Source organism: Rhodococcus triatomae, assembly GCF_014217785.1.
In the GTDB taxonomy this organism is placed as follows: Bacteria; Actinomycetota; Actinomycetes; order Mycobacteriales; family Mycobacteriaceae; genus Rhodococcus_F; species Rhodococcus_F triatomae.
This window is the reverse complement of record NZ_CP048814.1, coordinates 2,120,720-2,145,978: the sequence shown is the minus strand read 5'-3', so window position 1 is coordinate 2,145,978 and position 25,259 is coordinate 2,120,720. Positions and strand designations below refer to the sequence as shown.

Below are 25,259 nucleotides of genomic sequence, written 5' to 3'. Positions count from 1 at the left end.
CTGGCGAGTACCTATAACCGAGTGTTACGGTAACTATTGCGCGAGTGAACTACATCACCGGTCCCGGTGGTGTTCGCCGCGAGGAAACCGCACGGTGAGGGAGTAGTCCGATGTCGTCAGCCGTCACAGAGCACACGGAGCCGGATCACATCGTGCTGCAGGCACGTGACGTCGAGTTCGACTGGTCGACGTTGCCGATGCACTGGATGCCCGGTGATCCGTTCGGTACCCATGTCTTCAACGTCCTGCACATGCTGCTTCCGGCCGGTGAAGAGTGGTTCGTCGAGACGTTCAAGGAAGCACTTCCCCTCATCGAGGACGAGAAGCTGCGCGAGGACGTCATCGGCTTCATCGGCCAGGAGGCCATGCACGCGAACGCGCATTCGGGCGTACTCGAGCACTTGAAGGCGAACGGACTCGACCCGACCCCGTTCACCGACCAGATGCACTGGGCGTTCGGCAAGCTCCTCGGACCCAGGCCACTGACCGGGATGCGGGCGCGCAACCACCTCGTCGAGCGGCTCGCCCTCATCGCCGCGATCGAGCACATCACGGCGTTCCTCGGGGACTGGGTCCTCAACGCGGACGGCCTCGACCGCGCCGAGATGCATCCGACGATGCTCGATCTGCTGCGCTGGCACGGCGCCGAGGAAGTCGAGCACCGGGCCGTCGCCTACGACGTGATGCGCTACTTCGACAAGCGGGAGTCGCGACGCATTCGCACCCAGCTCGTCGTCACCCCGGCCATTGTCTGGCTGTGGGTGCGTGGCACCCGGTTCCTCATGCGCAACGATCCGGAACTGGCGGCCTGGTCTCCCCACCGCCGCAAGCCGCACTGGTCCGACTTCTTCGCCGCGGGCAGGAGAGGCACGCTTCCCACGGCGCCGGACCTGGTCAAGCGGATGTCGGCCTACTTCACCCGTTCCTACGACCCGCGCAACGAGGGATCGACGGCGCAGGCGGTGGAATACCTGGCCTCGTCCCCTGCGGCCCGGGCGGCGGCCCGATGAGCAAGCTGCGCGACATCCGGGCCAGTCTCACCGGGGCGGAGATCGGCCGGTACGAGGCGCCGCGCGATCTGCGCGGCCGATCCCGCGCCGATCGCGCCATGCGGGTCACCCAGAGTGTGGCGCAGGCGTACTTCAAGGTGCTCGGAGCCTACGAGTACGACCCGGTGGTCGCCGGTCACAACCCGGACAGCGCACTGACCCTCACGCTCACCGGTCGCGAGGTCGTCGCGGCCGACGAGAACGTGGTGCGGTTGCGGTTCACCGCGGCGGGCGGCGGGGACCTGCCGGACTGGCAGGCGGGCGAACACCTGGACTTCCACCTCCCGTCGGGTCGCCGGCGCCAGTACTCGCTGTGCGGTGATCCGCGGGACACCACTGCCTACAGCGTCGCGGTGCGGGCGGTTCGAGGCGGTGGCGGTGGATCCCTGGAGATGCACGCGCTCGAGATCGGGACGACGGTGACGGTCCGGGGACCGCGCAACGGATTTCCGTTCGTCGGACGTGGGAGTGCACTCTTCGTCGCCGGGGGGATCGGCATCACGCCGATCCTCGCGATGGTGCGTGCGGCGCGGGCGCGCGGGATGGACTGGCAGTTCGTCTACTCGGGACGTTCCCGGGAATCCATGCCGTTTCTCGAGGAGATCGAGACCTTCGAAGCCGACAGGGTTTTCGTTCGTCCCGACGACGAGTACGGGTTGCCCACCGCAGCCGAGCTCCTCGACCGCGCCCCGGTCGGCGGTGCCATCTATTGTTGTGGTCCCACTCCCATGCTCGACGCGGTACGTGGCGGGTTCGCCGGAACCGGCTCCCGGTCATTGCATTTCGAACGATTCGGGGCGCCGCCGGTCGTCGACGGCTCCGAGTTCGAGGTGCAACTGGTCAGCACCGGAGAGGTGCTGACCGTTCCTGCCGACGAGTCCGCGCTGTCCGTCGTCCGCGAGCGCAAACCCGAGATCGCCTATTCCTGTCAGCAGGGTTTCTGCGGGACCTGCCGGGTCCGGGTACTCGCCGGGGAACCGGAGCACCGGGAGCGACGCCTCACCACCGAGGAACAGGAGAGCGAGATGCTCCTGTGCGTGTCGCGCAGCACCGGAGGGCGTCTCGTCCTCGACGTGTAGGTGCTCGGCGGGTAATCCACTGCAGGACAGATCTTTCTACAGAACGTGAGGATGACGATGGGCGCGACCAATATCGGTGCCGTACGCCGGGTGCAGCGGGGTCCGGTGGAACTCGCGGTGTTCGAGCACGGTCGAGCCGACGGCCCCCCGCTGCTGTTGGTGCACGGGTGGCCGGACACGCACGAACTCTGGCAGCACGTGATCCCGCACCTCGCCGATCGCTTCCGAGTGATCAGTTACGACAGTCGCGGCGCCGGGCAGAGCACGGTCCCCGCGGATGTGGCGAGCTACCGGCTGGCCGAGATGGCGGCGGACCTGTTCGCGGTGATCGACGGCGTCAGCCCGGACGAACCGGTGCACGTGCTCGCGCACGACTGGGGCTCGGTGGAGACGTGGGAGGCGGTGTGCGAGCCGGGGGCGCGGGATCGGATCGCCTCGTTCACCTCCGTGTCCGGGCCCAATCTGGACCATCTGGGGAGCTGGGTTCGCCGGCGACTGCGTGACCGCAGCCCCGGTGGTCCCCTGGCGCAGGCCGTGGCGTCCGCATACACCGTGGTCTTCCAGGTGCCCGGACTCGCGACGCTCCCGCTGCGGTTGTGGTTCTCGAAGCACTGGCCCGCGTTCCTGAAGTTCTTCGACGGGCTCGACCCCGGGACCGTGCACACTGCGCCCACCCTCGCGGACGACATGGTGCACGGGCTGAAGCTGTACCGCGCGAACATCCGCAGACACCTGTTCCGGCCGAGGGAGCGGTACACGCAGGTGCCGGTGCAGTTGCTGCTGAACCGGAGGGACAAGGCGGTGCGTCCGGTCGGGTACGAGGATTCCGAGCGGTGGGTCTCCGACCTGCGGCGAACCACGATCGACTCCGGACACTGGTCGCCGTTCTCCCACCCCGGAGAGGTGGCGCGGGCGACCGGCGCATTCGTCGACGAGGTGATCGCACGGCGCTCCACGAAGGGGTCTGCGGGCGAGGTCCCACCCGCAGACGTCCGAGAAAAGCCGTCTGCGGGCCAATGAGGGGTGTCGTAGACGCCTGCGAAGTTTGACCTACCAGTAAGATGGTCAGGTAACTAGCGGCAATACTCCCGATCCGGTGTGCGGGGCCTCTTCGTGGGTCCGGTCCCCGGTTGTGTCGGGGATGGACGGAGAAGGAGAGCTACCCACCCGTGGCTGCCCAGAAGTCAGACAAGAGCACCGAGAAGGGCTACGGCGCTTCGTCCATCACCGTGCTGGAGGGGCTCGAAGCCGTCCGCAAGCGACCGGGTATGTACATCGGCTCCACCGGCGAACGCGGTCTTCACCACCTGATCTGGGAGGTCGTCGACAACTCCGTCGACGAGGCCATGGCCGGGCACGCCTCCGAGGTGGGGGGTGACGCTGCTGTCCGACGGCGGTGTCGAGGTCGTCGACGACGGTCGCGGCATCCCGGTCGGGATGCATGCGTCGGGCGTTCCGACCGTCGAGGTCGTGCTCACCCAGCTGCACGCGGGCGGCAAGTTCGATTCGGATTCGTACGCGGTGTCCGGTGGTCTGCACGGCGTCGGCATCTCCGTGGTCAACGCGCTGTCGACGAAACTCCAGGTGGAGATCAAGCGCGACGGCTACCACTGGACCCAGACGTACCTGAACTCCGAGCCCGGTGAGCTGATCCAGGGCGAGCCGACCGAGGAGACGGGCACCATCGTCCGCTTCTGGGCGGATCCCGAGGTGTTCGAAACCACCCAGTACAGCTTCGAGACGGTGGCCCGCCGGCTGCAGGAGATGGCGTTCCTCAACAAGGGCCTCACCATTCGTCTCAGCGACGAGCGCGTCACCGACACCGAGGTCACCGAAGAGGTGGTCAGCCAGGTCGCGGACGCTCCCAAGTCCGCCGAGGAGGGTGGCGGCGAGCCGGAGTCCCCCGCGGCCACGCCGAAGATCAAGAACCGCGTCTACCACTACCCGGGTGGACTCGAGGACTACGTGCGCCACATCAACCGCACCAAGCAGCCGATCCACAACTCGGTGGTTGCATTCACCGCGAAGGGCACCGGGCACGAGCTCGAGGTCGCGATGCAGTGGAACTCCGGATACTCGGAGTCGGTGCACACGTTCGCGAACACCATCAACACCCACGAGGGTGGTACGCACGAGGAAGGCTTCCGTTCCGCGCTGACCAACGTCGTCAAGCGGTACGCGAAGGAGAAGAAGCTGGTCAAGGAGAAGGACGCCGAGCTCACCGGTGACGACATCCGTGAGGGTCTCGCCGCGATCATCTCGGTGAAGGTCGGCGAGCCGCAGTTCGAGGGCCAGACCAAGACCAAGCTGGGCAACACCGAGGTCAAGTCGTTCGTGCAGAAGGCGTCCGGCGAGCACCTGGCGCACTGGTTCGAGTCCAACCCGGCCGACGCGAAGACCATCGTGAACAAGGCGGTGTCGTCGGCTCAGGCACGCACCGCCGCCCGCAAGGCGCGCGAGCTGGTTCGCCGCAAGAGCGCGACAGACCTCGGCGGGCTGCCGGGCAAGCTCGCCGACTGCCGGTCCAACGACCCGAGCAAGTCCGAGATCTACATCGTGGAGGGCGATTCCGCAGGCGGTTCGGCCAAGTCCGGTCGCGATTCGATGTACCAGGCGATCCTGCCGCTGCGCGGCAAGATCATCAACGTCGAGAAGGCTCGCATCGACCGCGTCCTCAAGAACAACGAGGTCCAGTCGATCATCACGGCGTTCGGTACGGGCATCCACGACGAGTTCGACATCGCGAAGCTCCGGTACCACAAGATCGTCCTCATGGCCGACGCCGACGTCGACGGTCAGCACATCTCGACCCTGTTGATGACGCTGCTGTTCCGCTTCATGCGTCCGCTGATCGAACACGGGCACGTCTACCTCGCGCAGCCGCCGCTGTACAAGCTCAAGTGGCAGCGCGGATCCGAGCCGGATTTCGCCTACTCCGATCGGGAGCGGGACGGTCTGCTCGAGGCGGGCCTCGCCGCCGGTAAGAAGATCAACAAGGACGACGGCATCCAGCGCTACAAGGGTCTCGGCGAGATGAACGCGAAGGAACTGTGGGAAACCACCATGGATCCGAGTGTCCGCGTGCTGCGGCAGGTCACGCTCGACGATGCCGCGGCGGCGGACGAGCTGTTCAGCGTCCTGATGGGCGAGGACGTCGAGGCACGGCGCAGCTTCATCACCCGTAACGCGAAGGATGTCCGCTTCCTGGACGTGTAGTGCGGTTCGCCGACGAGAGTGCGGTGCACCCGGAACGGGTGCGCCGCACTCGTGCTCGCCGGGTACGGCGCATACACCGGTGACATCGGCGGAGGGATGTCGAGGGCGGATCGGTGAGTAGCCGCCGAGAACGTCCGGCGACAGGTTCGGAGGTTGTTTTCCGACTGCAGGGGAGTGCATTGTGTCGGCTGAACAGTTTTGCGGCTGGTGAGGCGGTAGTTACCCGTAAGTAACGGTTTGGTCTCGAGGTGTGCTACAACTCTCGTTTGACGAGGATGTGGACCGATCACAGTATTCGGCAGCGTCGTTGGTGCGGGTAGTTTCGTGGCGCACCATCGAGAACACCGGGATCGGCTCCGTCGGGGGGTGCAACTCCCGGTGTGGGTCGCGTAGCAGTACGCGGCGCGCATCGGCTGGTGGACAACGACGTGTGGAAGGGGAGCGTGGGATGGACGAGCATTCGCCACCCCGGGCGAAGTTCTGGGATATCGAAGGCTGGGGCCTGCGGTGGAAGGTCACCGCGGTGCTTGCCGTCCCGGTGACGGTCGCCATGATCCTCGGTGGACTGCGCGTCGAGGCCGAACTCAGCGGTGCGGTTCAGTACACCTCGGCGGCCAACCAGGTCAGCGGTATTCCCGACATGGTGGCGCTCGAAGCCGCGATGGGTACGCTCTCCGGTGGTGTCGCCTCCGGCACGGCCCTCGCCGAGGACCGCCAGACCGTCGAGGAACTTCTCGAGCAGGTGTCCGAGGGCGCCCGCAACCCGGAACTCGACCGGGACGTCGCCGCCTCGATCAACAAGTCCGTCGCCGACACCCGTTCGCTGCTCGACCTGATGGATTCCGGGGGAGTCCCGCCGAGCGTGATCGGCGACCGGCAGCGCGCTCTCGCCGAGGACTTCATCGATTCCGCCGAGCTGATCCTGGCCCCGGTCGAGGACCCCGAGGTCATCGACAAGAGCTTCCAGCTCATGACGTCCTGGCAGGCGCAGCGCCGCCTGTTCGACCAGGCGATGGCGATGGTCGACCTGATGAACCTCTACTCCACCGCCGAGGGTCGCGCACTGGCTCGCGCCGGAAACATCCCGATGAACGACATCGTGTTCTCCGCGGGTTCCGAGTCCGGCCTGCTCGATCTCCTCGGCCGCTTCTATCCCGAGGACGACACACAGCTCGCGTCACTACACGAGCAGATCACCACCCGTAACCGGCTCATCGACGACGGCGTCGCGGACGCGGCGCAGGGCGGACTGCTGCCGGTGCTGCAGATCCGCGGGTCGCTCATCTCGAGCAAGGACATCTACCAGGACCTCACCTCCGCGGCGGCGGCCGACATCGCCGACACCGTCACGACGAAGGCGGCGGACGCCCGCTCCGCCGCACTCCGTGACACCGCGGTCGTCATGGGAACCCTGCTCGCGGCGTTGATCCTGGCGCTGCTGGTGTCGCGGTCCCTCGTCGGGCCCATCCGCAAGCTCCGCTACGGGGCGCTCAAGGCGGCCCGCCGCGATCTGCCGCAGGCGATCGAGAAGATCAAGTCCAGTGACGATCCCCGCGACCTGTCGTTCGATCCGGTGCCCGTCGACTCCACCGAAGAGATCGGGCAGCTGGCCCGGGCGGTGGACGACATGCACGGACAGGCCCTCAAGCTCGCCGGCGAGCAGGCGCAGCTGCGCCTGCAGATCAGCGACATGTTCGAGACCCTGGCCCGGCGCAGCAAGTCGCTGGTGGACCAGCAGCTCGGTCTCATCGAGAAGCTCGAGTTCGAGGAGAAGGACCCGAAGCGGCTCGAGAGCCTCTTCCGCCTCGACCACCTGGCGGCGCGTATGCGCCGGAACGGCGAGAACCTCCTCGTCCTCGCCGGTACCCGGGTGCGCCGCAACCAGTCCGCCGCCGTTCCCCTCGGCGACGTCCTGCGCGCCGCGATCTCCGAGGTGGAGGACTACCAGCGTGTGCAGGTCGGTGCCACTCCGGAGGGCGCGCTCAGTGGCTCGGTCGCCACGGACGTGGTCCACCTGCTCGCCGAACTCGTCGACAACGCGCTGCGTGCCTCGCCGCCCGGCTCGCCGGTGACCTTCGGCTTCGCCCGCGCCGTCGACGGCGGCGTGCTGCTCGAGATCGCCGACCGCGGCATCGGTGTCCCGACCGACGAGCTCACCGAGATCAACGAGCGCCTGGCTTCCGGTGGTGAGGTCGGCCCCGAGACGGCACGTCACATGGGCCTGTTCGTGGTCAGCCGGCTGGCTCAGCGGCACGGTCTGACGGTGCGGATGCGCCCGACCTTCGACACCGCCCGCAACCCCGGCGTCACCGTGAGCATCCACCTGCCGACGTCCCTGATCGTCGCCCACAGCAACCGGTTCGACACCGGTCAGCAGGCCGTCGTGGCCGCCCCCGAGCGGCCGGCACTGCCGCCGCGGGACACCACCCGCAGCGAGGAGCGCCCCGCGCTGCCCTCGCGTCGGGAGAGCGCGACCGCACCGGCCGCGCAGCCTCCGCTGCCGGAACGCAACGGCCACGACTCGGCACCCACGGCCTCGCCGCCGGGTTCGGCGTTGCCACGCCGCACGCCGGGAGCGAGCGGGATCACCGGGGACACCGGTGTGCCGTCGGCACCCACACCGGCGCGGGAACCGGAAACTCCGCCCGCCCGTGGTGCGGTCACCCCGCCCCGTCCGCCGCGTGCCGGTGAGCCGCGTCCGGAGCCCGCCGGGCTGGATCCGGTCGTCGACGGCAGCAGCCTGTCCCTCGGTGACGAGGCCGGAGCGCTCGAGCAGGACCAGGTGCCGACCGTGCAACGGCACCGGTACCGGGATCCGGCCAAGACGGCGTCGTTCTTCCGGGCCCGCACCGAGCAACCGGCTCAGCAGCAGCCTCCGCGTCGGCCCGATCCCCTCGAGGACACGGGGACGCCGATCTTCGACCAGATGGTCTCCGAGTGGCTGCGCGATCCCACCAAGAACGACGGCCCGCCGCCGACCACCTGGGAATCGCCCGCCGACGCCGGCTGGTCCGCCGTCGAACGGGTGCGGTCCACGCCCGCAGAGATCGATCCCGATCTGGGCCTGCCGAAACGCCGGCCGGGAGAACGACTGCTCCCGGGGACCGTCGAAGGAGCACAGACCGGGACGCTGCGTCGGGTGCGCGACCCTGAAACAATCCGGGCGAAGCTGAGCAGCCACCAGCGGGGTGTCCGCAGCGGCCGCGCCCGCACGCACACCGACACCCCCAGTACCGAAGGAGAACGATGAATCCAGCGCCCGGTTCCGAGACGCGCCCGCTCGACTGGCTGGTCTCCAACTTCGTCACCGACGTGGCGGGGGTGTCCCATGCGGTCCTGGTGTCCGCGGACGGCCTGCTCATGGCCGCCAGCGCGCACCTGCCGCTGGACCGTGCCGAGCAGCTCGCGGCCGTGACCTCGGGTCTGGCGAGCCTGTCCGCCGGCGTCTCCCGGCTCTTCGAGGGCGGCGGGGTGCTGCAGTCGGTCGTCGAGATGCAGTACGGCTACCTGCTTCTGATGAGCGTCGGTGACGGCTCCTACCTCGCGACACTGACCGACGCCGAATGCGACATCGGCCAGGTCGGCTACGAGATGGCCATTCTCGTCGATCGTGTCGGTGCGTCCGTGCAGGCCACGGCCCGCGCTCCGCAAGGATCCTGACGACCGTCATGAGCGCAGACGACGACTACGCGGGTCCGGGGGACTCGGGCCCGAGCATCGTGCGGCCCTACTCCCTGACGTCGGGGCGTACCCGGCCTGCCGTCGAGCTCGCGCTCGAGGCACTGATCCAGGCGCTGCCCCAGTCCGAGGACCGGCAGTGGGAGCTCGACGACGTGAACGCCGCGATCGTCGCGCTGTGTCAGCACTCGCCCTCGGTGGCCGAGATCGCAGCCCGTATCTCGATGCCGCTCGGCGTCGCACGCGTGTTGGTCGCCGATCTCGTCGAGGCAGGTCACCTGCAGATTCTCGCGACGCTCAAGGAAGACTCCACGGATTCCGAGCGTCGTGAACTGATCGAAAGGGTCCTCAGTGGACTTCGTCAAATCTGATCCCGGGAAGCGCGTCACGTCGGCGAAGATCGTCATCGCCGGCGGATTCGGAGTGGGAAAGACCACGATGGTCGGCGCCGTGTCCGAAATCGTCCCGTTGCGCACCGAGGCACTGGTCACCAACGCCAGCGACGGCGTCGACAACCTGTCGGCGACGCCGGACAAGGAGACCACCACCGTCGCGATGGACTTCGGTCGCATCTCGCTGGCGGAGGACCTGGTCCTGTACCTCTTCGGCACCCCGGGGCAGCACCGGTTCTGGTTCATGTGGGACGACCTGATCCGCGGTGCCATCGGCGCCGTCGTGCTCATCGACACCCGGCGACTCGACGAGTGTTTCGCGGCCGTCGACTTCTTCGAGGCCCGCAGGTTGCCGTTCATCGTGGCGATCAACGAGTTCGACGGTGCGCCCCGCTACCCGTCCGAGGACATCCGGGCCGCGCTGGCCATCTCGCCGGATGTCCCGATCATCCCCATCGATGCCCGGGACCGTGAGTCGGCGAAGGGTGCGTTGGTCACCGTCACCGAGTACGCGTTGTCCAAGCTGCAGTCGACCGTCTACTGAGGATCAGCATGTTCTCCGACCAGTTCACGTTCTTCTCCGCGCACATCGACTACTTCACGATGGGCGTCTGGGTCGTCGCGCTCGCCGCGGGGACGTCTCTTCTCGGCGCCGCCGTGGCGGTCGCGGGCGTGAACAAGGCGGCGAACACGCTGTCCGGGCGGACCCGGGTCACGTGGCTGGCCTGGTCGGCGGTCTCGTTCGGTGGCGTCGCCGCCTGGCTGCCCTACTGTGTGGCGCTGGTCGGGCTGGAGGTGGACGGCAGCCGCATCCGCTTCGACCTGGTCTGGCTGCTGGCGGCCGCGGCGATCGCGGTGATCGGCTCCGGTCTGGCGTTCGTGGTGATCGCACCGACCCGTACCCGTCACCAGAAGCCGTCGACGTCTCCGCAGTGGGGCCGGTTGATTCCGTCGGCGTTGCTGTTGTTCGTGACGCTGGGCGCGATGCATGTCGCCGTGGTGAGCTCGATCCGGATCCAGGGCGAGATCGTCTTCCTCGTACCGATGACCGTGGTGGCGGCAGTGCTGGCCGCCGTGGTCGCGGTGGGCACGGTGACCGCGGCCAGCTTCCTCGACACCCGGGGCCGCCGCTTGTACGCCTCGGTGGGTATCGCGGTGGGCCTGGCCGGCGTGTACTACTTCGGGATCTTCGGTATAGACGCCGAGGTGGATCCGGCAGTGGCCGTGCCCGAAGGTGTCGAGATGTTCGGGATCGCGCTGCCGGTGTTCGTGCTGTCGGTGCTGGTCATGACCATCCCGATCACCGCTCTGCTGATGGCGCCGGACCGGGTGTCCGCCGAGCTCGAGTCCGAGGCGGACCAGCTCGCGGCCGAGTCGCGTCAGCTCGAGAAGGCCGGCGCGTAGGCCGGGTTCGTGGATCGTGGCGGGTCCGTGACGGGTATCCCCGCGTCCTTTGCGCTCTCTGCTGACCTGCACCTATAGACTCGGGTGGTTGCGCGATGTCCTCCCGGACGAGTAGTCCGCGCGAGGCCGTCAAGCCGAGGAGAAGAAGGAGCTCATGACTGACACCACGTTGCCGCCGGAGGGGCCGGGGCACGATCGCGTCGAGCCCGTGGACATTCAGCAGGAGATGCAGAGCAGCTACATCGATTACGCGATGAGCGTGATCGTGGGCCGCGCGCTCCCCGACGTGCGGGACGGCCTCAAGCCGGTGCACCGCCGGGTGCTGTACGCGATGTACGACAACGGGTTCCGGCCGGATCGCGGCTACGTCAAGTCCGCTCGCGCCGTCGCCGAGACGATGGGTAATTACCACCCGCACGGCGACTCCTCCATCTACGACACCCTGGTGCGTCTGGCCCAGCCGTGGTCGATGCGGTACCCACTCGTGGACGGGCAGGGCAACTTCGGGTCACGGGGCAACGACGGCGCGGCCGCGATGCGGTATACCGAGTGCCGCCTCACGCCGCTCGCGATGGAGATGCTGCGCGACATCGACCACGAGACAGTCGATTTCCAGCCGAACTACGACGGCCGTACCCTCGAGCCGACAGTTCTCCCCAGCCGTATCCCCAACCTGTTGATCAATGGTTCCGGCGGTATCGCGGTCGGTATGGCGACGAACATTCCGCCGCACAATCTCCGTGAGGTCGCCGAGGCCACCTACTGGGCGCTGGAGAACTATGAGGCCGACGAGGAGAGCACCCTCGCCGCCGTCATGGAGCGGGTGAAGGGCCCCGACTTCCCGACGCACGGGTTGATCGTCGGCGGCCAGGGCATCCAGGACGCGTACACCACCGGGCGCGGTTCCGTCCGGATGCGTGGCGTCGTGGAGATCGAGGAAGACGCCAAGGGGCGCACCACGATCGTCGTCACCGAGCTGCCGTACCAGGTGAACCCGGACAACCTCATCACCTCGATCGCGGAGCAGGTGCGCGACGGCAAGATCGGCGGCATCTCCGACATCCACGACGAGTCCTCGGACCGCGCGGGTATGCGGATCGTCGTCACCGTCAAGCGTGACGCGATCGCGAAGGTGGTGCTCAACAACCTCTACAAGCACACGCAGCTGCAGACCAGCTTCGGTGCCAACATGCTGTCGATCGTCGACGGCGTTCCGCGCACGCTGCGCCTCGACCAGATGATCCGGTTGTACGTCAACCATCAGATCGAGGTCATCCGCAGGCGCACCGAGTACCTGCTCCGCAAGGCGGAGGAGCGCGCCCACATCCTGCGCGGACTGGTCAAGGCGCTCGATGCGCTCGACGAGGTCATCGCCCTGATCCGGGCGTCGGCAACGGTGGACGTGGCCCGCACCGGCCTGATGGAGCTGCTCGAGGTCGACGAGATCCAGGCGCAGGCCATTCTCGACATGCAGCTGCGCCGGCTCGCGGCACTGGAGCGGCAGAAGATCGTCGACGACCTGGCCGAGATCGAACGTCAGATCGCGGACTACCAGGACATTCTCGCCAAGCCAGAGCGGCAGCGGCAGATCGTCCGGGACGAGCTCGCCGAAATCGTGGAGAAGTACGGCGACGACCGCCGCACCCGCATCATCGCCGCGGACGGCGACGTCAGCGACGAGGACCTCATCGCCCGCGAGGACGTGGTCGTCACGATCACCGAGACCGGGTACGCCAAGCGCACCAAGACCGATCTGTACCGGTCGCAGAAGCGTGGCGGCAAGGGCGTCAAGGGTGCCGACCTCAAGCAGGACGACATCGTCAAGCACTTCTTCGTCACCTCGACGCACGACTGGCTGCTGTTCTTCACCACCAAGGGCCGCGTCTACCGGGCCAAGGCCTACGAGCTGCCCGAGGCCAGCCGTACCGCGCGCGGCCAGCACGTGGCGAACCTGCTCGCCTTCCAGCCGGACGAGCGGATCCAGAGCGTCATCCGGATCAAGACGTACGAGGACGCGCCGTACCTGGTGCTCGCCACCCGCAACGGCCTGGTGAAGAAGTCCAAGCTCACCGACTTCGACTCGAACCGCTCCGGCGGCATCGTCGCGATCAACCTGCGCGGCGAGGACGAGCTGGTCGGCGCCGTCCTGTGCTCGTCGGACGACGATCTGCTGTTGGTCTCGGCGAAGGGCCAGTCGATCCGGTTCTCGGCCACCGACGACGTGCTGCGGCCGATGGGGCGCGCCACGTCCGGGGTGCAGGGCATGCGGTTCAACGAGGACGATCTGCTGCTGTCCCTCAACGTCGTCCGGGAAGGCACGTACCTGCTGGTCGCGACGTCGGGCGGGTATGCCAAGCGCACACCGATCGAGGATTACGCCGCCCAGGGACGTGGCGGAAAGGGCGTGCTCACCATCCAGTACGACCCGAAACGTGGCACCCTGGTCGGAGCTCTCATCGTCGACGACGACGACGAGTTGTACGCGATCACCTCGGGTGGTGGAGTGATCCGGACCGGTGCCAAGCAGGTGCGTCGGGCCGGGCGGCAGACGAAGGGCGTTCGCTTGATGAACCTGGGCGAGGGTGCAACGCTGCTTGCGATCGCGCGCAATGCCGACGAACCCGAAGAGCCCGCCGACGGCGCCGCACCAGGAGCTAAGGAGTCCTAAGTGAGCACTCCCCACCAGCCCGGCAGTGACAAGCAGACCAACGGTTCTGCGAGTTCGACGCCGCCCCAGAAGGCTCCGGCCCAGGGGAACGGGGCTCCGGCTCCCCAGCAGGGGAGCCGGCCCGGGCCGCCGCCGAAACCTCAGCAGGGGCCGGCGCAGCAGGGATCCGCCGGGAACGCGAACCCCAAGGGGCAACCTCCGCAGGGCGGGCGACCGGGTCCGGCGGGGCCGCCCAAGCCGCCCACGACGGCGCCCGACCGTGGTCGCCCGCCCGCCGCGCGGCCTCAGGGAGGCGCTCCGGAGAGTGCCGATCCGTCGGCGACGCGGCCCGCCCAGACCCCGGCTCCAGGGCAGAAGCCCGCCGCCCCGGGGGCCCCGGGTAAGCAGGCCCCGGCTCCGGGTCCCAAGCCCTCGGCTGCGGACAAGCCCGCGCAGCAGAGCCCGCCGCCGCGTCCCGCGGCGTCGGCCCCGGCCGAGGCGAGCACACCGAAGCCGGACGCTCCCACGGAGGCGGCACCCGCCGCGTCTGCCCGGGGAGTCCAGGGGGCACCGGGCAAGCCGGCGGCGGATCGTGGCACACCGCAGCCGCCGTGGCAGCGCGGGGTGCAGCGTGAGCCGCAGACCAACCTCAAGCGCCCGGGTCAGCCGGCCAACGGTCAGCAGGGGCAGCAGCCGAAGGGGCCCGCGGCGCCGCAGGGCGCCAAGGGTCAGGCTCCGCAGCAGGCGAAGCCTGTGGTGACCGGCACCGCCGCTCCCGGGGCGCGGGAGGCGGCCAAGGCGAAGACCGAAGCCATCGACGGGCCGACACGGCACATCAGCCGCAAGTCCCTGCCGACGGATATGCCGGATCTGTCCGAGGCCAAGCATCCCACTCCGGCGGCGGCTCCGGCCCCGGCGAAGGCGGCCGTCGCGGTGGCGCCGCAGCGGATCGCCGAGGGTGAGTCGCTGCGGGCAGCGGTGCAGCTGCGCCGGATCGATCCGTGGTCGATGCTCAAGATCTCGTCGGTCATCTCGGTGTCGCTGTTCTTCGTGTGGATGGTGGCGGTCGGGCTCCTGTACGTCGTCCTCGACGGCATGGGTGTGTGGGAACGCTTGAACAACGCGTTCACCGACATCGTCGCGGACGGCGGCACCGAGGGGTTGGTCACGGCCGGTCAGGTGTTCGGCTACTCGGCGGTGATCGGCCTGATCAACATGGTGCTGTTCACGGCCCTCGCGACCATCGGCTCGTTCATCTACAACCTGTGCGCAGACCTGGTCGGCGGTCTCGAGATCACTCTCGCCGATCGCGACTGACCTGCGAAGATCACGCTGCACCGGGCCCGTTTTGGTATCCGCGGGCCCGGTGCGGTAATCTTCCCACTCGGTTCGGGCAATCATTTTTCTGCCCGTTTCCAGTACTCAGGGGCCTATAGCTCAGGCGGTTAGAGCGCTTCGCTGATAACGAAGAGGTCGGAGGTTCAAGTCCTCCTAGGCCCACTCCTGGTGCCGGAGAGAGGTCACGATGAAGTTCCTGCTGATCACCGCGGTGGGAGTTCTGGTGGCCTTCGGTGTAGCGAGGGTGCTGCGCCGGGATCCGCAATGGCACGAGGTGACGGGGCCTTAGCTCAGTTGGTAGAGCGCTGCCTTTGCAAGGCAGATGTCAGGAGTTCGAATCTCCTAGGCTCCACAAGTTCAGATCCTCGACTGCCCCACCCGATGGTGGGGCAGTTCTGCGTCCGAGGCAGTTCTGTGTCCGGGGCAGTGAGGACGTCGGTGCACGCGCTGAAGCCAGGTGCTTGACCTGTGACGTCATCGACGTCGCGGAGGAAGGGGACAACGCTCGAGGGAGACGGCGACCGGCGCCGCCTTCCGAGCATCAGGAGTCTCCATGCACTCTCTCGCACAGCACTGGATCGAGAACGTGGTTCTGCAGGCCCCCGCCGCGCGGGCCCTCGGGATCACCGTGCGGTCGTCGGCCCTCGATCGGGTCACTCTCGGGATGCCCTTCTCGGACGAGCAGACGACCACTCCCGGTGTGCTCCACGGCGGTGTCGTCGCGACACTCGTCGACACCGCCGGTGCCGCGGCGTCGGCGTCCGGAGTGTCACCCGAGGACGGCGCGTCCGGCGGCGCCACCGTCAATCTCACGGTGAACTACCTGGCCCCCGCCGGCACCGACCTCGCCGCGGTGGGCACCGTCGTGCACCGGACCCGCTCGTCCACGCTCACCGAGGTGCGGGTCGAGGATGCCGCAGGGCGGCTCGTCGCCACCGGGCAGGTCACCAGCCGCATCTTCCGGTGACGCCGCATGGGCCCGTGCCTAGGGTAATAAGTCCCGCGAACGAGTGCTTCCTGTCACTTTTGACGAGATGCCGGATGCTGACAGTTAGCTGTCGTGTCAGGATGGCGCGCATGAAGGACGAATCGGTGGTCCGTGAGGACAGTGGGGTCGCGCCGGGCGACCGGGTCCTCGTGGCCGTGAAGAGTTCCGACAACACGGACGAGACGGCGACGGAGAAGGGAGAACTCGTCGCCGACTACCAGAACGACATGACCGAAGCCGATGCCGAGCTGGGGCGTAGCTGGGCCCGACCGAAGCGATTCGCCGTCGCCCTCGACGACGGGCGCCTGGTGTTCGCGGACACCGTCGAATCATGTCCACCCAGCTGACGTACGCGGTCGTCGCGGCGGTCGTCGCGGTACTGGCGACGGCCACCTCGTTCGTGTGGCCGGCCGCTCGCGAGGTGGCCGTGGAGGTGGCCGGCCTCGCTTCCGTTGCCGCGGCCGTCCTCCTCGGCGCCCACGTCTTCACCACCGACAAGCCGATCGGCGCCGTCGTCCCGATCGTGGCCGGCGCGGTCCTCCTCGTCGGGATCACGGCCATCGTGCAGGCGGTCCGCGAGTCCCGGCGAGCACGCCCACCGGTCGAGGACGCCGAGACGCCGGAGCCGGACGCCGCACCGGAAGCGCAGGCTGCCCCGGCAGTTCCGCCGCGTCTCGCCGCATGCGCCGACAGGTGACGGCCACCTCTCCACCTGACGAGATGGTCACGAAATCGGGTCAGTTGCCCCGATTCGTCGGCACTGCACTACGGTCGGAGATCGTGCCGGAGTGGTGACACGTCCCTGCACGCGAACGACTGGGACTGTTGATCACACCGCTCGGGCAAACGACCTGCCAACCGAGGAGTGACGACGACTTGATCCGCAACGCATGGCGCGAACTGCACAAACCGGTGTTCCTGTGGTCATCGGCCATCATCTTCGGGCTCATCGCGTTCTCGGTTGTGTACGCGGGCACCGCGGCCGACGCCTTCGACGAGCTGAACCAGCTCATCACCGACGGAGTCGGCTGGTGGTACATCTTCGCCGCCACCGGATTCGTGGTGTTCTCCCTGTACTGCGGGCTGAGCCGCGTCGGCACCATCCGGCTCGGCCGTGACGACGAGGAACCCGAGTTCGGCGTCCTCTCGTGGTTCGCGATGCTGTTCTCCGCCGGGATGGGCATCGGCCTGGTGTTCTACGGCGTCGCCGAACCGCTCTCGCACTACGTCACCCCGCCGGAGGCCGGCGGCGTCGCCGGATCGACCGACGCGGCCGCGAACCAGTCGATGGAGCTCACGCTCTACCACTGGGGCCTGCACGCCTGGGCGATCTACGTCGTGGTGGGCCTCGGCCTCGCGTACATGACGTTCCGTAAGGGTCGTCCGCTGTCCGTCCGGTGGCTGCTCGAGCCGCTGCTGGGTCGGCAGCGCATCGAGGGCTGGATCGGCAACGCGATCGACATCGTCGCCATCGTCGGCACCCTGTTCGGTGTCGCCACCTCCCTCGGCTTCGGGATCCAGCAGATCTCCGCGGGCCTGAGCTTCCTGGGCTGGGTCGAGACGAACAACTGGATCACCATCCTCCTCATCACCGGGATCACCGCGCTCGCGATCTACTCCGTGGTCTCCGGCGTCAGCCGTGGCCTCCGCTGGCTGTCGAACATCAACATGACCCTGGCCGCCATTCTCGCGGGATTCGTGCTGGTCCTCGGATCCACCCTGTTCCTGGTGCAGTCCTGGGTGCAGAACCTCGGCAACTACGTCCAGGCGCTTCCCGAGCTCATGCTCCGCACCTCGCCCTTCTCCGACGACGGCTGGGCCGGTGCGTGGACGATCTTCTACTGGGGCTGGTGGATGAGCTGGGCGCCCTTCGTGGGCATGTTCATCGCGCGAATCTCCCGCGGGCGCACCATCCGTCAGTTCGTGTTCGGCGTGCTCCTCGCCCCGACCATCGTGGGCACCGTCTGGTTCACGGTGTTCGGTGACTCGGCGATCCTGCGGCAGCGGGAGGAGGGGAACATGCTCGACGAGACCGGTGCCGTGGACACGAACACGTCGCTGTTCCAACTCCTCGACGGATTCCCCCTCGCGACGGCCACGAGCGTGCTGGCGATCATCGTGATCATCTTCTTCTTCGTCACCTCGTCGGACTCGGGCTCGCTGGTCATCGACATGCTCGCCACCGGCGGCAAGATCGAGACCGCGAAGGTGACCAGGGTGTACTGGTCGGTGCTCGAGGGTGTGGCCGCCGCGATCCTGCTGATCATCGGCGGCAGCGGATCGCTGACGGCGCTCCAGACGATGTCGATAGCCACGGCGGTGCCGTTCTCGGTAATCATGGTGCTGGCGTGTTTCTCGATGCTCAAGGCGTTCCACTACGACCTCGCGGTCACCCCGCGGTACGTGCGCGTCAGCACCGGCGGCGGGGAGACCGGACAGTCCGCCACCGTCGTCGCGGGTACGCAGCCACGCCGCAGGCCGGTGGGCCGCGGTATGTCCGCGACCCTGGCAGGTCTGCCGACGACGGTCCCCGAGGAACCGGTCACCGACAATGCCAACGCACCGGTCGTCCTCACCGTGCACGATCTACCGCAGCGTTCGGTCAGTGTCGATCCGGACACCGGGTCGGTCTCGGTCGACGATGCTGCCCACCCGAAGGACCCGCTGGGCGGGGAGGTCTTCGACACTCCCGAGTTCGAGCAGTCGGCCGAGGGCAGTGGCAACGGATCCACCCAGACGGAGACACCGAGCGAGGACGAGCGCCCGAGCAGCTGAGCGTCTGCTCGCAGCGTGATCACAGAGGTTTCGGCGTCGTCACAGAGGCTTCAGACAGCCGAAACCTCTGTGACGACGACAATTCCTGTGTGCGAGGCGTCGTTCACCGACGGGGTTCGCGCGCCACGAACAGGGCGACGTTGCCGACGACCCACACCTGCACCGAGTGGAACGACGCGGACAGCGCCGCCTCGAGGCCGGGGAGGTCGTCGGTCCGGTTGTGGAACGCACCGACGCGGTTGTAGGCCTCGGTGAGAGCCCAGGCGAAGGGATTACGCCGCGGACCCACGCCCAGCACGGTGGAACCGAACAGCGTTCCGTTCTCGTCCAGCGCCGCAGCGAGATTCGCCAAGGCCCCGGACTTCGTGGGCCAGGCGCCGGGGAGGCAGTGCAGGACGTAGTGGATCGCGACAGAGTCGAACGGGCCGGTGCCGTCCGGCAGTGCCGCGAAGACGTCGTGGCGAATCGTCGCCACGGCTGCCCGCTCGTCGATCCGGCGCCGGGTGTGCGCCAGGGAGTTCGGGTTGAGATCGAGCAACGTCACCTCGGTGCCGGCCGGGAGATCGGAGTGGGCGAGTGCCCACCCCGACCCCGGGCCGACCTCGAGGTGACGTGCGCCCAGGTGCGCCGCGTAGAGGTCGAGGAAGTTCCGGCGATGGCACCGCCATGCCCACGAGTTCGACAGGTGCACCACCCACAGGTCGTACACCTTCAGGAACCACTCCGAGTACGGTGCCGCAGCGGCTCGTACCCCGTCGTCGAACGTCGACATCGCCCCTCCTCGTTCTCGTCACGCGGTTCTCGCCGCGCGCCCCTCAGCTCTCGTCGCCGCGCGCTTCCTCCACGGCGGTGATGAACTGTAGCGCCGCGGCCGAGGGTCCGCCGCTCTGCTCCTCGATCTGCGCGGAGTTCTCCTCGTACATCCGGAACAGTGAGTCCCGCAGGCCCTCGTCCCCGCCGTGGAACCCTTCGAGCAGTCCGGCCCACTCGTCCGCCAGCTGTCGTGCCTGTGCGGACGCGGGATCGAGCCCTTCTGCCACCGCGGCGTCGACTCGCGCGATCAGGCCCGGCCAGGCCTGCTCGACCTTGCGGATCGCGTCGTCGCCGATCGCGGCCCGACGTCGGTCGAGTTGGGACATCTGGTTGTCGTCGAAGTACTTCGACATCATGGCGTCCATGGTCGTCACCTTTCTCACTACCTCGAGAAGGTCCGTCGATCGGGGTCCGTCGGACTCGGCGAGGAGACCGGCGACCCGTGTCTCGAGCCGGGTCAGTTCGCCGATCCGGTGGGTCAGGTAGGCCCGCTGCCGGTGCAGAACTTCCCGCAGCGTCAGCGAACCGGCGAGCAGATCCTTGACGACGGGGATCGACAGTCCCAACTGCCGCAGCACCACCACCCGATACAGCCGGTCCACATCCGCATCGACGTACAGCCGGTGGCCGGCCGACGTGCGTGCGGACGGGCTGACCAGACCCACCTGGTCGTAGTGGTGCAGGGTGCGCACGGTGAGACCGGACTGCTCCGCGAGCGCACCCACCTTTATGCCGTCCATGCCGTCCAAACCGTCCAAACCGTCCGAATCTCCCGATCACGTAACCTTCGCCGACCTCGGTCGAGACCGGCACGGCCGACGCTAAGACCTGACGCTACGTGAGGTTCAAGTGCGAAATCTCAGTGCAGGAAGACGGCCGCCTGGTTCGCCAGGTCCAGCAGCGGTTGCGGCACGATCCCGAACACCACGGTCACCGCGGCGCAGGTCGCGAGCACGGTCGTGGTGAACGGGCCGGGGGGGACGACGTCCGGCGGCGAGTCCGGCGGCGGCGAGAAGTACATGAGCACGATCACCCGCACGTAGAACACCGCCGCGATCGCGCTGGCGAGGACACCGACCACGACGAGCAGGCCCGCGCCCGCGCCCGCCGCTGCCTGGAACACTGCGAATTTCGCGACGAATCCGCTCGTGAGGGGGATCCCGGCCATCGACAGCAGGAACAGGGAGAACACGCCCGCGGCAAGGGGTGATTGCCGAGCCAGCCCGGCCCACCGGGCCAGGTGGTTCGATTCGCCGTCCCGCCCGCGCACGAGGCCGACGACGGCGAACGCGCCGAGTGCGGTGAAACCGTAGGTCGCGAGATAGAACAGCGTCGACGACAGGCCCGGGCCGTCCGCGGCCACCAGGCCGGTGAGGATGAATCCGGCGTGCGACACGGACGAGTACGCGAGCATGCGTTTGACGTCGGTCTGGGTGACGGCGAGGATCGCGCCGAGCAGCATGCTGGCGATCGCGACGGCCCACAGCACCGGCTGCCAGTCCCAATCCAGTTCGGGCAGGGCCACATAGAACAGGCGCAGGGTGGCGCCGAAGGCGGCGACCTTCGTCGTCGCCGCCATGAACGCGGTGATCGGGGTGGGCGCACCCTGGTAGACGTCCGGGACCCAGGAGTGGAACGGGACGGCGCCGACCTTGAACAGCAGCCCCACCGTGACCAGTGCGATGCCGATGAGCACCATCGTCTCGTCACCGGCGTCCGCCGCGATCGCGTCGGCGATCCCGGTGAGCGACACCGTCCCCGCGTAGCCGTACAGCAGGGCGACGCCGTAGAGGAACAGCGCCGACGAGAAGGCGCCGAGGAGGAAGTACTTGAGTGCGGCCTCCTGGGAGAGCAGTCGCCGTCGGCGGGCCAATCCGCACAGCAGGTACAGCGGCAGCGACAGCACCTCGAGGGCGACGAACATCGTGAGCAGATCACCCGAGGCCGGGAACAGCAGCATCCCGCCCACCGCGAACATGAGCAGGGGGAAGACCTCGGTCTGCACTACCCCGGCGCGGGTGGCCTCCTTCTCCGCGACCGTGCCGGGAATGGCGGCCGCCTGCGGCGTGAACGCTCCCGCGGTGCTGACCCGCCCGGAGGTGCGTCCCGCGACGAGCAGCACCGACAGCAGTGACAACAGCAGGATGGCGCCCTGGAGGAACAGGGTGGGCCCGTCGACGACGACGGACCCGGCGACAGCCGTGTCGCGGGTTCCGGACAGGGCCAGGACCGCGCCGAACGCGGCGACCAGCCCGCCGATCGTCAGGACGAGCTGGGTCGGGAACCGGCCGCCCCGGGGCACGAAGGCCTCCACGAGCACACCGGCCACGGCCACACCGAACACGATGAGCATCGGCGACAGCTGGCCGTATTCGATGGACGGGGCATCCAGGGTGTTCACCGGTGCGTGCCTCCGTCCTGCTCCGCCACGGCCGGGACCGGGTCGGGGCGATCGATCGTGGTGAGAGTGTGCGTCACCGCGGGGGTGATGGTGTCGAGCGCGGGCTTCGGATACACGCCGAGCACCACCAACAGCACCAGCAGCGGGGCGACGACCACCAGCTCCCGGCGCCCCAGATCGGGTATCCGCGCGTTCGCGTCACGGACCGGTCCGGTCATCATCCGCTGATACGTCCAGAGGATGTAGACGGCGGCGAGCACCAGCGCACTGCTCGCGAGCACGGCGGCCACCGGGTAGCGGGTGAACGTCCCGATCAACACCAGGAACTCGCTGACGAACGGGGCCAGGCCGGGCAGTGACAGCGTCGCGAGACCGGCGACGAGGAACGAGCCCGCGAGGACCGGGGCCACCCGCTGCACCCCGCCGTAGTCGGCGATGGCCCGGGTGCCGCGCCGGGAGACGAGGAATCCGGCAACGAGGAACAGTGCCGCCGTGGAGATCCCGTGGTTGACCATGTACAACGTGGCTCCGGCCTGGGCCTGCGACGTCATGGCGAAGATGCCGAGGACGATGAACCCGAAATGCGAGATCGAGGTGTACGCGATGAGCCGCATGACGTCCGTCTGCGCGATGGCGACGAGTGCGCCGTAGACGATGCTGATCACGGCGAGGGTGAGGATCAGCGGGGTGAAGTACGCGGCGGCGTCGGGGAACAGTTGCAGCGCGTACCGCAGCATCGCGAACGTGCCGACCTTGTCCACCACGGCCATCATCAGGACGGCACTCGCCGGTGTCGCCGACGTGGCCGCGCCCGGCAGCCACGTGTGCAGTGGCCACAGCGGTGCCTTCACCGCGAACGCGAACATGAAGCCGAGGAACAGGGCCTTGCCCACGGCCGGGTCGATCTCGAGGGCGCCGGACGAGACGGCGGCGACGATCTCGCGGAGATCGAAGGTGCCGGCCGTGAACGGGCCGTCTCCGGCCGCGGTCACCACGTACAGGCCGATCACGGCGGCGAGCATGACCAGCCCGCCGACGAGGTTGTACAGCAGGAACTTGGTGGCGGCCGCCGATCTACCCGGGCCGCCGAACCCGCCGATGAGGAAGTACATCGGGACGAGCATGGCCTCGAACAGGATGTAGAACAGCAGGATGTCGAGGGCGGTGAACGAGACGATGACCATCGCCTCGACGAGGAGGAACAGCGCGAGGTACGTGTGCACGCGCCGGGACGGTGCATCGGCGTCGGCAGAGCGCGAGCCGGTGGGGGCGACGTCGTTCCAGGCGGCGATGAGTAGCAACGGCACGAGCACCGTGGTCAACAGGATCAGGGCCAGCGCGATGCCGTCGAGTCCGAGGGCGTAGCGGGCACCGAACGCCGGTATCCACGAGTGGGATTCGACGTACTGGTATTGCGCACCGGCCGGGTCGAACCGGACGGCCAGGACGACGGACACTCCGAGGACCGCCAGCGAGGTGCCGAGCGCCACCGCGCGGGCGGCCCCGGGCGCCCGGCCCGGGATCAGCAGGACGACGACGGCGCCGACGAGCGGCAGCAGCCAGGCGACGGTCAGCCACGGAAAGTTCGTCACCACACCCTCCCGAGCATTGCCGCGGCGACCACGAGCACCGTGCCCGCCAGCATGTACATCGCGTAGGTCCGGACGTACCCGGTCTGCAACCGGCGCAGATGCGTCGATGCCCAGGCCACCGCGGCCCCGATGCCTCGGACGCCGCCGTCGATGCCCCGGTCGTCCACCGTGACCAGCGACTCGGTCAGCTGCCGGCCGGGACGCATGAACACCGTCTCGTTGACGGCGTCGCCGTAGAGGTCGGCGCGGGCGGCGACGGTGAGCGCGGACACGTCCTCCGGTGGGGTGCGGGGGATCTCGCGTCCGGCGTACTGCCGGTAGGCGATACCGACGCCGACCAGGACGACGGCGAGCGTGGACACCGTGATCACCCAGATCGGTACCGGCAGGTGGGGATGCTCGGCGCCGACCACGGGGGCGAGCCAGTGCTCGAGCGCACCACCGTAGGCCAGCAGTGCTCCCGATGCGACGGAGCCGAGGGCGAGCAGGATCATCGGCCACACCATGACGCCGGGAGACTCGTGTGGGTGCGGTGCCGGATCGGTGTGCCACCGGCGGGAACCGAAGAACGTCAGCAGCATCACCCGGGTCATGTAGAACGCGGTGACACCGGCACCGAGCAGCGCGGCACCGCCGAGGACGACGCCCTGGACGCCGCCGGCACCGAAGGCGACCTCGATGATCTTGTCCTTCGAGAAGAACCCGGCGAACGGCGGGATCCCGATGATCGCGAGATAGCCGAGCCCGAACGTGACGAAGGTGATCGGCATGAGGGCACGCAGCCCGCCGTACCGCCGCATGTCCGTCTCGTCGTCCATCGCGTGCATCACCGAACCGGCACCGAGGAACAGGCCGGCCTTGAAGAAGCCGTGCGTGAGCAGGTGCATGATGGCGAACGCGTACCCGGGCGGGCCGAGTCCCGCCGCCAGCACCATGTAGCCGATCTGGCTCATCGTCGAGGCGGCCAGCGCCTTCTTGATGTCGTCCTTGGCGCAACCGATGATCGCGCCGAACAGCAGGGTCACGGCACCCACGATCACGACGGCCGTGCGGGCGGCGGGCGCGGCGTCGAAGATCGCGTTCGCCCGGGTGATCAGGTAGACGCCCGCGGTGACCATCGTGGCGGCGTGGATGAGCGCCGACACCGGGGTGGGGCCCTCCATCGCGTCCCCGAGCCAGGACTGCAGCGGGACCTGCGCCGACTTGCCGCAGGCGGCGAGCAGCAGCAACAGGCCCAGTGCGGTGAGTACACCTTCCCCCGCGGCCCCGGTACCGGCGAACACGTCCACGTAGGACACCGACCCGAACGTCGCGAACATGATCATCATCGCGACGGCGAGACCGATGTCGCCGACCCGGTTGACCACGAACGCCTTCTTCGCCGCCGCGGCCGCCGACGGCTTGTACTGCCAGAACCCGATGAGCAGGTAGGACGCGAGTCCGACGCCCTCCCAGCCGACGTAGAGGCCGAGGAAGTTGTCGGCGAGGACGAGCAGCAGCATCGCCGCGAGGAACAGTTCGAGGTAGGCGAAGAACCGCCGCCGGTCGGGGTCCTCGCGCATGTACCCGATCGAGTAGATGTGGATGAGCGAGCCGACCCCGGTGATCAGCAGGACGAAACACATCGACAGCTGGTCCAGTTGCAGGCCGAAGTCCACCTGCAGGCTCTCGACCGGAACCCAACTGAACAGGCGCTCGTGCAGCGCCCGCTCGCCGGTGGGACGACCGAGCATGCCCACGAACAGCGCGATGCCGACGGCGAAGGACGCGAGGGCGGCACCGGAGGCGAACAGGTGACCCCAGCGGTCGGTGCGGCGGCCGCCGAGGAGCAGCACGGCGGCAGCGAGCAGTGGCAGCGCCGGCAGCAGCCAGATCCCCCCGCTCATG

The 25,259-nt window shown here is 68.2% G+C and carries 19 protein-coding genes, 2 tRNA genes and 1 pseudogene; 17 read left to right on the top strand and 5 right to left on the bottom strand.

Annotated features, from left to right (window positions below):
* Positions 1-110 precede the first annotated feature (110 nt).
* The 17 genes and pseudogenes from G4H71_RS10060 to G4H71_RS09980 all read left to right on the top strand — a co-directional run bounded on the left by G4H71_RS10060 (position 111) and on the right by G4H71_RS09980 (position 18,566).
* A complete protein-coding gene (locus tag G4H71_RS10060; protein WP_072739712.1) occupies positions 111-1,010 on the top strand; it encodes a metal-dependent hydrolase in 900 nt (299 codons plus the stop codon).
* Positions 1,007-2,128 carry a PDR/VanB family oxidoreductase gene (locus G4H71_RS10055; RefSeq protein ID WP_072739713.1) on the top strand — a complete coding sequence of 374 codons (1,122 nt, stop codon included), beginning with the start codon at positions 1,007-1,009 and terminating at the stop codon, positions 2,126-2,128. The genes G4H71_RS10060 and G4H71_RS10055 overlap by 4 nt, the downstream gene beginning before the upstream one ends.
* A 57-nt stretch (positions 2,129-2,185) precedes the next feature.
* A complete protein-coding gene (locus tag G4H71_RS10050; RefSeq protein WP_072739755.1) occupies positions 2,186-3,148 on the top strand; it encodes an alpha/beta fold hydrolase in 963 nt (320 codons plus the stop codon).
* A 149-nt stretch (positions 3,149-3,297) separates the two neighbouring features.
* Positions 3,298-5,344 (top strand): annotated as a pseudogene (gene gyrB / locus G4H71_RS10045) (DNA topoisomerase (ATP-hydrolyzing) subunit B).
* A gap of 448 nt (positions 5,345-5,792) precedes the next feature.
* The gene (locus G4H71_RS10040; RefSeq protein WP_072739715.1) at positions 5,793-8,594 is read left to right on the top strand and encodes an ATP-binding protein; all 2,802 of its coding nucleotides are present in this window, start codon (positions 5,793-5,795) and stop codon (positions 8,592-8,594) included.
* Entirely contained in the window at positions 8,591-9,004 is a 414-nt protein-coding gene (locus G4H71_RS10035) for a roadblock/LC7 domain-containing protein (protein ID WP_072739716.1), read from the top strand. Before G4H71_RS10040 ends, G4H71_RS10035 begins: the two co-directional genes overlap by 4 nt.
* Before the next feature lie 8 nt (positions 9,005-9,012).
* The gene (locus G4H71_RS10030) at positions 9,013-9,393 is read left to right on the top strand and encodes a DUF742 domain-containing protein (RefSeq protein ID WP_072739717.1); all 381 of its coding nucleotides are present in this window, start codon (positions 9,013-9,015) and stop codon (positions 9,391-9,393) included.
* Positions 9,374-9,958 (top strand): GTP-binding protein, encoded by a 585-nt coding sequence (locus G4H71_RS10025; RefSeq protein ID WP_072739718.1) that lies wholly within the window; start codon positions 9,374-9,376, stop codon positions 9,956-9,958. Before G4H71_RS10030 ends, G4H71_RS10025 begins: the two co-directional genes overlap by 20 nt.
* A gap of 8 nt (positions 9,959-9,966) precedes the next feature.
* Positions 9,967-10,818: an MHYT domain-containing protein gene (locus G4H71_RS10020; protein WP_072739719.1), complete on the top strand. Its 852-nt coding sequence runs from the start codon at positions 9,967-9,969 to the stop codon at positions 10,816-10,818.
* A gap of 154 nt (positions 10,819-10,972) precedes the next feature.
* Positions 10,973-13,486 carry a DNA gyrase subunit A gene (gyrA, locus tag G4H71_RS10015; RefSeq protein WP_072739720.1) on the top strand — a complete coding sequence of 838 codons (2,514 nt, stop codon included), beginning with the start codon at positions 10,973-10,975 and terminating at the stop codon, positions 13,484-13,486.
* On the top strand, positions 13,487-14,782 hold the full coding sequence (locus G4H71_RS10010) for a DUF3566 domain-containing protein (RefSeq protein WP_072739721.1): 1,296 nt from the start codon (positions 13,487-13,489) through the stop codon (positions 14,780-14,782). It abuts the gene before it with no gap.
* Between the two features lie 109 nt (positions 14,783-14,891).
* Positions 14,892-14,965, top strand: a tRNA-Ile gene (locus G4H71_RS10005).
* Between the two features lie 117 nt (positions 14,966-15,082).
* Positions 15,083-15,155, top strand: a tRNA-Ala gene (locus tag G4H71_RS10000).
* Positions 15,156-15,356: 201 nt separating this feature from the next.
* Positions 15,357-15,770, top strand: coding sequence for a PaaI family thioesterase (locus G4H71_RS09995; protein ID WP_072739722.1), 414 nt, complete (start codon positions 15,357-15,359; stop codon positions 15,768-15,770).
* Positions 15,771-15,871: 101 nt separating this feature from the next.
* Positions 15,872-16,138 carry a hypothetical protein gene (locus tag G4H71_RS09990; protein ID WP_246442299.1) on the top strand — a complete coding sequence of 89 codons (267 nt, stop codon included), beginning with the start codon at positions 15,872-15,874 and terminating at the stop codon, positions 16,136-16,138.
* Positions 16,123-16,488, top strand: coding sequence for a hypothetical protein (locus tag G4H71_RS09985; protein WP_072739723.1), 366 nt, complete (start codon positions 16,123-16,125; stop codon positions 16,486-16,488). Before G4H71_RS09990 ends, G4H71_RS09985 begins: the two co-directional genes overlap by 16 nt.
* A gap of 179 nt (positions 16,489-16,667) precedes the next feature.
* Complete coding sequence (locus G4H71_RS09980; protein WP_246442313.1) at positions 16,668-18,566, top strand: BCCT family transporter; 1,899 nt, start codon at positions 16,668-16,670, stop codon at positions 18,564-18,566.
* A gap of 103 nt (positions 18,567-18,669) precedes the next feature.
* Here G4H71_RS09980 and G4H71_RS09975 read toward each other — a convergent pair whose 3' ends face one another.
* The 5 genes from G4H71_RS09975 to nuoL all read right to left on the bottom strand — a co-directional run bounded on the left by G4H71_RS09975 (position 18,670) and on the right by nuoL (position 25,258).
* A complete protein-coding gene (locus G4H71_RS09975; protein WP_072739724.1) occupies positions 18,670-19,338 on the bottom strand; it encodes a class I SAM-dependent methyltransferase in 669 nt (222 codons plus the stop codon).
* 43 nt (positions 19,339-19,381) lie between these two features.
* Entirely contained in the window at positions 19,382-20,119 is a 738-nt protein-coding gene (locus tag G4H71_RS09970) for a MerR family transcriptional regulator (protein ID WP_072739725.1), read from the bottom strand.
* Positions 20,120-20,238: 119 nt separating this feature from the next.
* The gene (gene nuoN, locus G4H71_RS09965; protein WP_246442980.1) at positions 20,239-21,732 is read right to left on the bottom strand and encodes an NADH-quinone oxidoreductase subunit NuoN; all 1,494 of its coding nucleotides are present in this window, start codon (positions 21,730-21,732) and stop codon (positions 20,239-20,241) included.
* A 44-nt stretch (positions 21,733-21,776) separates the two neighbouring features.
* Positions 21,777-23,372: an NADH-quinone oxidoreductase subunit M gene (locus G4H71_RS09960; protein WP_174561885.1), complete on the bottom strand. Its 1,596-nt coding sequence runs from the start codon at positions 23,370-23,372 to the stop codon at positions 21,777-21,779.
* On the bottom strand, positions 23,369-25,258 hold the full coding sequence (nuoL, locus tag G4H71_RS09955) for an NADH-quinone oxidoreductase subunit L (RefSeq protein WP_072739728.1): 1,890 nt from the start codon (positions 25,256-25,258) through the stop codon (positions 23,369-23,371). Before nuoL ends, G4H71_RS09960 begins: the two co-directional genes overlap by 4 nt.
* Position 25,259 lies beyond the last annotated feature (1 nt).

Excerpts from the sequence above, each read along its gene's own strand:
- gyrA (WP_072739720.1), top strand. The coding sequence starts at position 10,973 with ATGACTGACACCACGTTGCCGCCGGAGGGGCCGGGGCACGATCGCGTC.
- G4H71_RS09985 (WP_072739723.1), top strand. The coding sequence starts at position 16,123 with ATGTCCACCCAGCTGACGTACGCGGTCGTCGCGGCGGTCGTCGCGGTA.
- G4H71_RS09970 (WP_072739725.1), bottom strand. The coding sequence starts at position 20,119 with ATGGACGGCATAAAGGTGGGTGCGCTCGCGGAGCAGTCCGGTCTCACC.
- nuoL (WP_072739728.1), bottom strand. The coding sequence starts at position 25,258 with ATGAGCGGGGGGATCTGGCTGCTGCCGGCGCTGCCACTGCTCGCTGCC.
- G4H71_RS09975 (WP_072739724.1), bottom strand. The coding sequence starts at position 19,338 with ATGTCGACGTTCGACGACGGGGTACGAGCCGCTGCGGCACCGTACTCG.
- G4H71_RS10020 (WP_072739719.1), top strand. The coding sequence starts at position 9,967 with ATGTTCTCCGACCAGTTCACGTTCTTCTCCGCGCACATCGACTACTTC.
- G4H71_RS10035 (WP_072739716.1), top strand. The coding sequence starts at position 8,591 with ATGAATCCAGCGCCCGGTTCCGAGACGCGCCCGCTCGACTGGCTGGTC.
- G4H71_RS09990 (WP_246442299.1), top strand. The coding sequence starts at position 15,872 with ATGGCGCGCATGAAGGACGAATCGGTGGTCCGTGAGGACAGTGGGGTC.
- G4H71_RS09995 (WP_072739722.1), top strand. The coding sequence starts at position 15,357 with ATGCACTCTCTCGCACAGCACTGGATCGAGAACGTGGTTCTGCAGGCC.
- G4H71_RS10055 (WP_072739713.1), top strand. The coding sequence starts at position 1,007 with ATGAGCAAGCTGCGCGACATCCGGGCCAGTCTCACCGGGGCGGAGATC.
- G4H71_RS10040 (WP_072739715.1), top strand. The coding sequence starts at position 5,793 with ATGGACGAGCATTCGCCACCCCGGGCGAAGTTCTGGGATATCGAAGGC.
- G4H71_RS10060 (WP_072739712.1), top strand. The coding sequence starts at position 111 with ATGTCGTCAGCCGTCACAGAGCACACGGAGCCGGATCACATCGTGCTG.
- G4H71_RS10050 (WP_072739755.1), top strand. The coding sequence starts at position 2,186 with ATGGGCGCGACCAATATCGGTGCCGTACGCCGGGTGCAGCGGGGTCCG.
- nuoN (WP_246442980.1), bottom strand. The coding sequence starts at position 21,732 with ATGCTCATCGTGTTCGGTGTGGCCGTGGCCGGTGTGCTCGTGGAGGCC.
- G4H71_RS10030 (WP_072739717.1), top strand. The coding sequence starts at position 9,013 with ATGAGCGCAGACGACGACTACGCGGGTCCGGGGGACTCGGGCCCGAGC.